The sequence below is a fragment of the Mycobacterium sp. SP-6446 genome (genome assembly GCF_001954045.1).
Classification (GTDB): Bacteria; Actinomycetota; Actinomycetes; order Mycobacteriales; family Mycobacteriaceae; genus Mycobacterium.
On sequence record NZ_MBEM01000179.1, the window covers coordinates 98,940 to 109,642 of the forward strand.

Genomic DNA, 10,703 nt, shown 5'->3' on the forward strand with positions numbered 1-10,703 from the left:
GATCTATGGAACTTCATGAGCGGGCACTTCCGCTGACACGGGGACAGTTGGATATCTGGCTGGCCGAGGAGACCGGTGTTTTCGGCGCCAGGTGGCAATTGGGCGTGTTCGTGCGAATCGCGGGCCCGATCGACCCTGATTTGTTCGAGTCGGCGATCCGACAGGCGGTCAGCGAGGCCGAACCGCTGCGGGCGTCGTTTTTCCAGCAGGACGGCCAGGTTTTCCAGAAGATCGTGGACGACCCGCACGTGGAGCTGGCGCGCTATGACCTGATGGGCTCGCAGGATCCCGAGCGTGACGCCTATCGGCTGGCGTCGTCGATTCAGCGCACGGTGATGCCGCTGAGCGGTCCGCTGTTCAAATTCGCGTTGATGCAGACCCGCATCGATGAGTTCTATTTCTTCGTCTGCTGCCACCACATCGTGACCGACGGCGTGGGCCTGGCACTCGTTCTGCATCGCGTCGCCACGGTCTACAGCGCTATTGCATCCGGCGCGTCCGTTCCGCCCGCGTTTTTCGGGTCGCTGACCGATCTCATCGACAACGAGCTCGAGTACGAAGCGTCCAGCGACTACATCAACGATCAGGCCTATTGGAGCGCGAGCCTGCGGCCGGAAAACGAACCACGTTATCGGCTGGCCGCCGCCGCGAACGGGCGCGATTGGGATGCGTTTTCCGTTCCCGTTCAACTGGACCCGGCCGCGGTGGCCAAGATGGACGAGCTGGCGCGGGCGTTGGGGATGCGCCGATCGTCGGTGCTGACCGCGGCCTGCGCGCTGCTGGTGCGTGGCTGCGACATCGAGGGTTCGGAGGTCGTGTTCGACTTTCCGGTCAGCAGGCGGGTGGATTCCGAGGTCAAGTTGGTGCCCGGGATGGCGTCCGGCGTCGTCCCATTGGTGTTGACGGCGTCGCCGGGGTCGACGGTCGCCGAGTTTTGTGAGCATGTCGACACGCGGATCCGCGAAACGGTTCGGCACCAACGGTTCCCGGTGCACGCGATCGAGAACACCGCGCGTTATCGCGCCTCCGGGCAGGCATCGAACCGGATCGCCGTCAATTTCATTCCGACGACGCACCTGACGGATCTCGCCGGTTCCGCCGTGACGGCGACGCTGACCCACGACGGTTTGGGGGATCAGTTCCGGCTGGTCTTTTTCCGGGACGAGGAAAAGCTTTATCTCAGCACCCCCGGCGCTGGCCAGTTGTTTGCGAACTGCGATGTGCACGACTTGGCACGGCGGCTGGAGCGGGTGTTTGCGGCGATGACCGCCGATCCCGGCCGGTGGCTGTCGTCGATGGATCTGCTCGGCGAGTCTGAGCAGGCCCGCATCGATGATTGGGGCAACCGGTCGGTGCTGACCGAGCCGACGGCGTCGGTGTCGATTCCAGGTTTGTTCACCGCGCAGGTCGCGCGCGCCGCCGACGCGGTGGCCGTGACCTATGAGGGCCGCGGCATGACGTATCGCGAGCTCGATGAGGCGTCGAACCGGTTGGCGCACTTGCTGGCCGGCCAGGGGGTGGGCCCGGGCGAGCGGGTGGCGTTGCTGCTGTCGCGGTCGGCCGAGGCGATCGTGTCGATCTTGGCGGTGTTGAAGACCGGGGCGGCGTATGTGCCGATCGATCCGGCGGTCCCGGCGGCCCGCACCGAATTCATGGTCGACGACGCCATGCCGATCGCCGCGCTCACCACCGCAGGACTGGCCGACCGGCTGCAGCACTGCGACGTACCGATCATCTACGTTGACGACCCCCGGATCGCGACCCAGCCCAGCACGGGCTTGCCCGCCCCGGACGCCGAGGACGTCGCCTACCTGATCTACACCTCGGGCACCACCGGTGTCCCCAAAGGCGTTGCCATCACTCACCACAACGTGACGCAGCTGATGGCTTCGCTCGACGACAACCTGGGGCTGGTGGGCCAGGTCTGGTCGCAGTGGCATTCGTTGGCCTTCGACGTCTCGGTCTGTGAGATCTGGGGTGCGCTGCTGCACGGTGGTCGGCTGGTGGTGGTGCCCGAGTCGGTGGCGCGCTCCCCGGAAGACTTCCACGCCTTGCTGGTTGCCGAACAGGTCAGCGTGTTGAGTCAGACCCCGTCGGCGTTTTACGCGCTGCAAACCGCCGACGCGCTGTCGCCCGAGCTGGGCGATCAGCTGAAGCTCCAAACGGTGATATTCGCCGGCGAAGCGCTTGAACCACAACGTCTTCGGACCTGGCTGGACAACCACCAGGGCTTGCCGCGGCTGATCAACATGTACGGCACCACCGAGACCACGGTGCATGCCTCGTTCCGCGAGATCGTTCGCAGCGACGTCGGCAGCACGGCCAGTCCCGTCGGGGGGCCGCTGGAGCACCTCGGCTTCTTCGTGCTGGACGGGTGGTTGCGGCCGGTGCCCGCCGGTGTGGTCGGTGAGCTGTATGTCGCCGGCCGTGGAACTGGGCACGGTTACCTGCGCCGGGCGGGTTTGACGGCGTCGCGGTTTGTGGCCTGCCCCTTCGGCGGGCCGGGCGCGCGGATGTATCGCACCGGGGACCTGGTCTGCTGGGGCGCCGACGGGCAGCTGCAGTATCTCGGGCGGGCCGACGAGCAGGTCAAGATCCGCGGGTTCCGCATCGAACTCGCCGAGGTCGAAGCGGCGCTGGCCGGCGTGGACGGGGTGCAGCAGGCGGTGGTCATCGCCCACGAGGATCACTCCGGGCACAAGCGCCTGGTGGGGTATGTGACCGGCAGCGCCGACCCGGCCGCCGCGCGCGCGACGCTGGCCGAGCGGCTCCCCGACTACATGGTGCCGGCGGCGGTGGTCGCGTTGCAGGCGCTGCCGCTGACGGTCAACGGCAAGCTCGACAAACGTGCCTTGCCGGCACCGGAGTATCACGACGCCGACGGTTATCGCGCCCCCGACAGCGCGGTCGAGGAGCTCCTGGCCGGCATCTACGCCCAGGTCCTCGGACTGGAGCGGGTCGGCGTCGACGACTCGTTCTTCGAGCTCGGCGGCGACAGCATCCTGTCGATGCAGGTGGTGGCCCGGGCCCGAGCGGCCGGTGTGGTGTGCCGGCCGCGCGACATCTTCGTCGAGCAGACCGTGGCCCGGCTGGCCCGGGTGGCCGATATGGCCAACGATGCGGGCGGCCGGGTCGATGAGGGTCTCGGACCGGTGGTATCCACCCCGATCATCCGCTGGCTGGAAAGCGTCGACGGTCCCGTCGACCAGTTCAACCAGACGGTGGTGGTGCATGCCCCCGCCGGGGTGATCGAGGCCGACGTCGTGGTCGTGCTGCAGGCCTTGCTGGATCGGCATGCCATGTTGCGCCTGCGCGTCGACGGCGGCGCCCGGGGCTGGTCCTTGACGGTGCCCGAGGTTGGATCGGTGGATGCGCGTGAGTGCGTGCGCACCGTCGATGTGTTGTCCGAGGAGGCGCTGGCCCAGGCGCGGTCGCGGCTGGACCCCGCGGCCGGCGTGATGCTGAGCGCTGTGTGGGCAGCCTCCACCGGCCAGTTGGCGTTGATTTGTCACCATCTGGCCGTCGACGGGGTGTCCTGGCGAATCCTGTTGGAGGACATCAACATTGCGTGGGCCCAGCGTCACAGCGGGCAGCCAGTGGCGTTGCCGGCCGGCGGGACGTCGTTTGCCCGGTGGGCGAAGCTACTGGCCGGACAGGCGCACGCCGCCGACGTGATGGACCAGGCCGAGACGTGGCGCCAGTTGGCCGCGATGCATAGCGCGTTGCCGGCGGTGCAACCGGCGGTGGATACGTATGCGACTGCGGGAGTGTTGTCGGCGGAGCTGGATGTCGAGACGACCCGGATGCTGCTCGGCGAGGTACCGGCGGCCTTCCACGCCGGCGTGCAGGACATTTTGTTGATTGCGTTCGGGCTGGCGCTGGCGGAGTTCTTGGGCACCGGCAGCGCCCCGATCGGAGTCGATGTCGAGGGACACGGGCGTCACGAGGAGCTGGCCGCCGATGTGGACCTGTCGCGCACGGTCGGATGGTTTACCACCAAATACCCGGTCTCCCTGGCCGTCGGCGGGCTGTCCTGGGAGCAGGTGGGAGCCGGTGAAGCCGCGCTTGGTGCGGTGCTCAAGGACGCGAAAGAGCAGCTCCGGGCCGTCCCGGACGGTGTGACCTACGGGCTGCTGCGCTACCTCAACAACGATGTCGACCTGGCCGAGTCGGACCCGCCGGTCGGGTTCAACTATCTCGGTCGGCTGGGCGCCCCCGCGTCCCAGGCATCGGGCGATCTGTGGCAGCTCAGCCAGGAAGACTGGTCGCTGACCTCCGCAGCGGCCGCGGTGCCGACGCCGCTGATGCACACGCTGGACCTCAATGCCGGCACCGTGGACACCGAGGCCGGCCCGCGCCTGCACGCCAACTGGACCTGGGCACCGTCGGCGCTGAACCGCGCGCAAATCAGCCGGCTGAGCCGGTTGTGGTTCGAGGCCCTGGCCGGCATCTGCGCGCACGTGCGCAGCGGTGGGGGTGGGCTGACGCCGTCTGACATCGCACTTGCCGGTCTTAGCCAGCAGCAGATCGACGAGCTCCAGCGACAATATGCGGATTGCTGACGTCCTGCCGCTGACCCCGCTGCAACAGGGGCTGCTATTTCACGCCAGCACTGCGCTAGGTAGCGACGATCTGTATGCGGTGCAACTGGATATCACCGTTACCGGCCCGCTTGACCCGCATCGCCTGCGCGATGCGGTGCAGGCAATGGCCAACCGGCATCCCAACCTCGCGGCCCGATTCAGCGAACAGTTCGACCAGCCGGTGCAGATCATCCCGGCTGATCCGGAGGTGCCGTGGCGCTATGTGGAGCTCGACGGCGATGACGGCGATGACATCGAGCGGCTGTGCGCCGTCGAACGCGCCTCGGTCTGCGAACTCGGTACCGAACTGCCCTTTCGGGCCGCCTTAATCCGCACCGCGGCCGACCGGCACCGCTTTGTGCTGACCTTTCACCACATCGTGGTCGACGGCTGGTCACTGCCGATCGTGCTGCAGGAAATCTTCGCCAGCTATCACCGACAGCGGCTGCCCGCGGCCGCGCCCTATCGCCGGTTCGTCACCTGGCTGGCCGATCAAGACTTCGCGTCCGCCCACGCGGCGTGGCGGGAGGCGTTCGCCGGTTTCGATACGCCGACACTCGTGGGCGGCCCTAACCCGTTGCGGCTCGGGCGGCGAAGCGTCGCGTCGTTTCGGGTCGCCGAGGAGACCACCAAGGCCATCGGTGAGTTGGCGCGCTCCTGCCACACCACGGCCAACGTCGTGCTACAGGGCGCGTGGGCGCAGCTGCTGACCCTGCTGACGGGCCGGCACGACGTCGCGTTCGGTATCACCGTCTCGGGTCGGCCGCCCGACGTACTCGGGGCGGACTCGATGGTGGGGCTGCTGATCAACACGGTGCCGATGCGCGCTCGCATCACGGCAGCGACCACCACCGCGGACCTACTGGAGCAGCTGCGAACCACGCACGGCAATACGCTTGACCACCAGCATCTGGCGCTGCGCGAGATCCACCGCGCCACGGGTCACGACCAGCTGTTCGACACGTTGTTCGCGTTCGAGAATTACCCGCTCGATACCGATGGACTGCTGGGCGTCGACGGGTTGGCGGTAACCGAGTTCACCAACCACGAATACAACCACTACCCGCTCGCGGTGCAAGTGTCGCCCGGCAGCGAGTTGCGCTTACGCGTCGAATTCGACACCGACGTGTTCGACGCGTCCACCATCGACACACTGATCGAGCGGCTGCAGCGGATCCTTGCGACGATGACGACCGACCCGGCGCGGCGGTTGTCGTCGACGGATCTGCTCGACGAGCCGGAGCGGGCCCGCCTCGATGCGTGGGCCAACCGCGGGGTGTTGACCGGACCGGCGAAGTCCACGGAGTCGATCCCGGCGCTGTTTGCCGCGCAGGCGGCCCGCGCCCCGGAGGCGGTGGCGCTGACCTTCGATGGCCGCGGCATGACATACCGCGAACTGGACGAGGCGTCGAATCGGTTGGCGCGCTTGCTGATCGGCCAGGGCGCCGGTCCGGGTGAGCGGGTCGCGCTGCTGTCGTCGCGGTCGGCGGAGGCGATCGTGGCGATCCTGGCGGTGCTGAAAACCGGTGCGGCGTACGTGCCGATCGACCCGGCGGTGCCGGCGGCGCGGATGGAGTTCGTACTCGGTGATGCCGCGCCCGCCGTCGCCATCACCACCGGCGAGCTGGCCGAGCGGCTGGCCGGGTCCGGTCTACCGGTCGTCGATCTCGACGACCCGCGGATTCGCTCCCAACCCGCCACGGCGTTGCCGGCGCCGGACGCCGAGGACGTCGCCTACCTGATCTACACGTCGGGAACGACCGGCGTCCCCAAGGGGGTCGCCATATCCCACCGCAACGTGACCGAATTGCTGGACGCCGCGCGCGATCGCCTCGAGATGGCGGAACGGGTTTGGTCGCAGTGGCATTCGTTGGCATTCGACGTCTCGGTGTGGGAGATGTGGGGTGCGCTGCTGCATGGCGGTCGGCTGGTGGTGGTGCCCGAGTCGGTGGCGCGCTCACCCGAAGACTTCCTCGCCCTGCTGGCCGCCGAACGGGTCAGCGTGTTGAGCCAGACCCCGTCGGCGTTTTACGCGCTGCAAACCGCCGAGGCGCTGGCGCCCGAGCTCGGCCGACAGCTGAGCCTCGAGGCGGTGGTGTTCGCCGGGGAAGCCCTTGAACCACAACGTCTTCGGGCATGGCGGGGCAACCACCAAGGGTTGCCGCGGCTGATCAACATGTATGGCACCACCGAGACGACCGTGCATGCCTCGTTCCGCGAGATCGTCGGCGACGACGTCGACGGCAACGTCAGCCCGATCGGTGTGCCCCTGGCCAATCTGGGCTTTTTCGTGCTCGACGGCTGGTTGCGGCCGGCGCCCGCGGGCGTGGTCGGGGAGCTGTACGTCGCGGGTTCGGGGGTCGGCTACGGGTATGTGCGCCGGGCCGGTTTGACCGCGTCCCGGTTCGTGGCGTGCCCATTCGGCGGACCCGCGGCACGCATGTACCGCACCGGGGACCTGGTCTGCTGGGGCGCCGACGGGCAGCTGCGGTATCTGGGCCGCGCCGATGAGCAGGTCAAGATCCGCGGGTTCCGCATCGAGCTGGGCGAAGTCCGCGCGGCCTTGGCCGGTGTGGACGGGGTGGAGCAGGCGGTGGTGATCGCCCGCGAGGACCGCCCCGGCGACAAGCGCCTGGTGGGCTACGTGACGGGGAGCGTCGAGCCGGCCACGGCGCGCGCGAGGCTGGCCGAGCGGCTGCCCGAGTACATGGTCCCCGCCGCGGTGGTGGTGTTGGACGCGCTGCCGTTGACGGTCAACGGCAAGCTCGACAAACGGGCCCTGCCGGCGCCGGAATACTCGGACGCCGATCGCTATCGCGCTCCGGCCACAGTCGCCGAGGAGACGCTGGCCGGGATCTACGCCCAGGTGTTGGGGCTGGACCGGGTCGGGGTCGACGAGTCGTTCTTCGACTTGGGCGGGGATTCGCTGTTGGCGATGCGCGTGATCGCCGCGGCCAACAAGTCTTTGGACGCCGGCCTTTCGGTGCGGGATCTGTTCGAGGCGCCCGCGGTGGCGCAGCTGGCGCCCCGCGTCGGCGCGGAGGGGAACAGTTTGGAGCCGTTGGTGGCCGGGGAGCGGCCGGCGGTGATTCCGCTGTCGTTTGCCCAGAGCCGGTTGTGGTTCCTGGACCAGTTGGAGGGTCCGTCCCCCGTCTACAACATGGCCGTGGCGTTGCGGCTGGGTGGGCGCCTCGACGCCGATGCGCTGGGTGCGGCGCTGGCCGACGTGGTGGGCCGCCACGAGTCGCTGCGCACGCTGTTCGCGGCGCCCGACGGAGTACCGCGGCAGCTGATCGCCCCCGTCGAACGGGCCGATTTCGGTTGGCAGATCATCGACGCCACCGACTGGCCGGAAAGCCGCCTCAATGGAGCCGTCGACGAGGCGGTCCGCTCTGGTTTCGACCTGGGAGCCGAAATTCCTTTGCGGGCAAGGCTTTTCCGCGTCGCCGACGACGAGCACGTGCTGGTGGCCGTCGTGCATCACATCGCCGCCGACGGGTTGTCGGTGCGACCGCTGGTGAGTGATCTGGGCCAGGCGTATGCCAGCCGATCCATGGGGCAAGCCCCCGACTGGGCGCCCTTGCCGGTGCAGTATGTCGACTACACGCTGTGGCAGCGCCAGCAGCTGGGCGACTTCGACGACGGTCAGAGTCGCATCGCCGCGCAGCTGGCGTACTGGGAGGACGCGCTGGCCGGGCTCCCCGAGCGGTTGCAGCTTCCCACCGATCGACCCTATCCGCCCGTCGCCGATTACCGCGGCGCCAAAGTCGCGGTGAATTGGCCGGCGGAGCTGCAGCAGCAGATCGCGCGAGTGGCGCGCGAGCACGACGCGACCGGTTTCATGGTTGTCCAGGCCGCACTGGCGGCGCTGCTGTCCAAGCTGAGCGCCAGCAGCGATGTGGCGGTGGGATTCCCGATCGCCGGGCGGCGTGATCCCGCGCTGGACGACTTGGTGGGTTTCTTCGTCAACACGTTGGTGCTGCGGGTCGATCTGGCCGGTGATCCCACCGCCGCCGACTTGGTGGACCAGGTGCGCCAGCGCAGCCTCGCCGCCTACGAGCACCAAGACGTGCCCTTCGAGGTCCTGGTGGAGCGGCTCAACCCCAGCCGAAGCCTGACCCATTCCCCGCTGATTCAGGTGGTGTTGGCCTGGCAGCACGACGAGCCCGCGACGCTGAACCTCGGCGACCTGCGAATCACCCCGCTGCCGGTGGACACCCACACCGCCCGCATGGACTTGACGTTTTCGTTGGCCGAACATTGGACCGACAGTGGCGAACCCGCCGGGATCGGCGGGGACGTGGAGTTTCGCACCGACGTGTTCGACGCGGCCAGCATCGAGGGGTTAGTCGAGCGGTTGCGACGGGTGTTGGTGGCCATGACCACCGACCCGAAGCGCCGGTTGTCGTCGGTGAATCTCCTCGACGCCGGCGAGCGCGCCCGGCTCGACGAGATCGGCAACCGGTCCGTCTTGAGCGCCGGCGAATCGTCGTCGGTGTCGATCCCGGAGTTGTTTGCCGCGCAGGTGGCGCGCGCTCCCGACGCGGCGGCGCTCAGTTGCGGCGAACACTCGTGGACGTATCGCGAGTTGGATGTGGCGTCGAATCGGTTGGCGCACTTGCTTTCCGGCCACGGCGCGGGCCCGGGGGAGTCGGTGGCGCTGCTGTTTTCCCGGTCGGCCGAGGCGATCGTGGCAATTTTGGCGGTGCTCAAGACCGGGGCGGCCTATGTGCCGATCGACCCGGCGCTGCCGGTGGCCCGGATCGGGTTCATGGTGGCCGATGCCGCGCCCGCCGCCGCGATCACCACCGCGGAGTTCGCCGACCGGCTACAGGGGCACGGGGTGGCGGTCATCGATATCGGCGACCCGCGGATTCGCGCCCAGCCCGACACGGCTTTGCGGGCGCCGGCGAGTGACGATATCGCGTACCTGATCTACACCTCGGGCACGACGGGTGTCCCCAAAGGCGTGGCGGTCACCCACCGCAACGTCACCCAGCTGGTGGAAAAGCTGCACGCGGACCTACCGCCGGGACCGGGACAGGTGTGGTCGCAGTGGCACTCCTACAGCTTCGACGTCTCGGTCTGGGAGATCTTCGGTGCGCTGTTGCACGGCGGGCGCCTGGCGGTCGTGCCCGAGGCGGTGGCGCGCTCGCCGGAGGACTTCCACGCCTTGCTGGTCGCTGAAAACGTCAGCGTCCTAGGCCAAACCCCGTCCGCCGTGGGCATGTTGTCGCCGGAGGGTCTGGATTCGACGGCGTTGATCGTCGCCGGCGAGGCCTGCCCGACCGAGTTGGTCGATCGATGGGCGCCGGGACGGGTGATGATCAACGCCTACGGGCCCACCGAGGCCACGGTCTATGCGGCGATGAGTGCGCCGCTGGCCGCGGGGTCGGGGGTGGCGCCGATCGGCTCGCCGGTGCCGGGCGCGGCGTCGTTTGTCCTCGACGAGTGGTTGCAGCCGGTGCCGGCCGGGGTGGTCGGGGAGTTGTATGTGGCCGGTCGCGGCGTGGCGTGTGGGTATGTGCGCCGCGCGGGGTTGACGGCGTCGCGGTTTGTGGCGTGCCCGTTCGGCGGGGCCGGGACTCGCATGTATCGCACCGGGGACCTGGTGCGCTGGGGCGCCGACGGGCAGTTGCAATACCTGGGCCGCGTCGACGATCAGGTCAAGATCCGCGGCTATCGCATCGAACTCGGTGAAGTCCAGGCGGCGCTGGCCGCCGCCGACGGCGTGGAGCAGGCGGCGGTGATCGCCCGCGAGGACCGCCCCGGCGACAAACGGCTGGTGGGTTACGTGACCGGGGCCGTCGAGCCGACCCGGCTGCGCGCCAAGCTGGCCGACCAGCTGCCGCCGTATATGGTGCCGGCCGCGATCGTCGTCGTCGATGCGCTGCCCCTGACCGTGAACGGCAAACTCGACAAGCGCGCCCTGCCCGCACCGGAATACCGCGACGGCGATCACTATCGCGCCCCGTCGGGTGCGGTGGAGGAGATCCTGGCGGGCATCTACGCCCAGGTATTGGGGCTCGAGCGCGTGGGTGTCGACGACTCGTTCTTCGAGCTGGGTGGGGATTCGCTTTCGGCGATGCGGGTGATCGCGGCGGCGAATAAGTCGCTGGA

General features: G+C 68.6%; 2 protein-coding genes. Both read left to right on the forward strand.

Annotated elements, in window-relative coordinates:
* Window positions 1-5 precede the first annotated feature (5 nt).
* Window positions 6-4,562, forward strand: a complete 4,557-nt coding sequence (locus tag A5736_RS27245; RefSeq protein WP_139333358.1) for a non-ribosomal peptide synthetase — start codon at window positions 6-8, stop codon at window positions 4,560-4,562.
* Window positions 4,549-10,703: non-ribosomal peptide synthetase (locus A5736_RS27250; protein ID WP_139333359.1), on the forward strand; the 6,155-nt coding region annotated here is incomplete at its 3' end. The genes A5736_RS27245 and A5736_RS27250, both read left to right, overlap by 14 nt.

Coding starts and splice junctions, on each gene's coding strand:
- A5736_RS27245 (WP_139333358.1), top strand. CDS start 6: ATGGAACTTCATGAGCGGGCACTTCCGCTGACACGGGGACAGTTGGAT.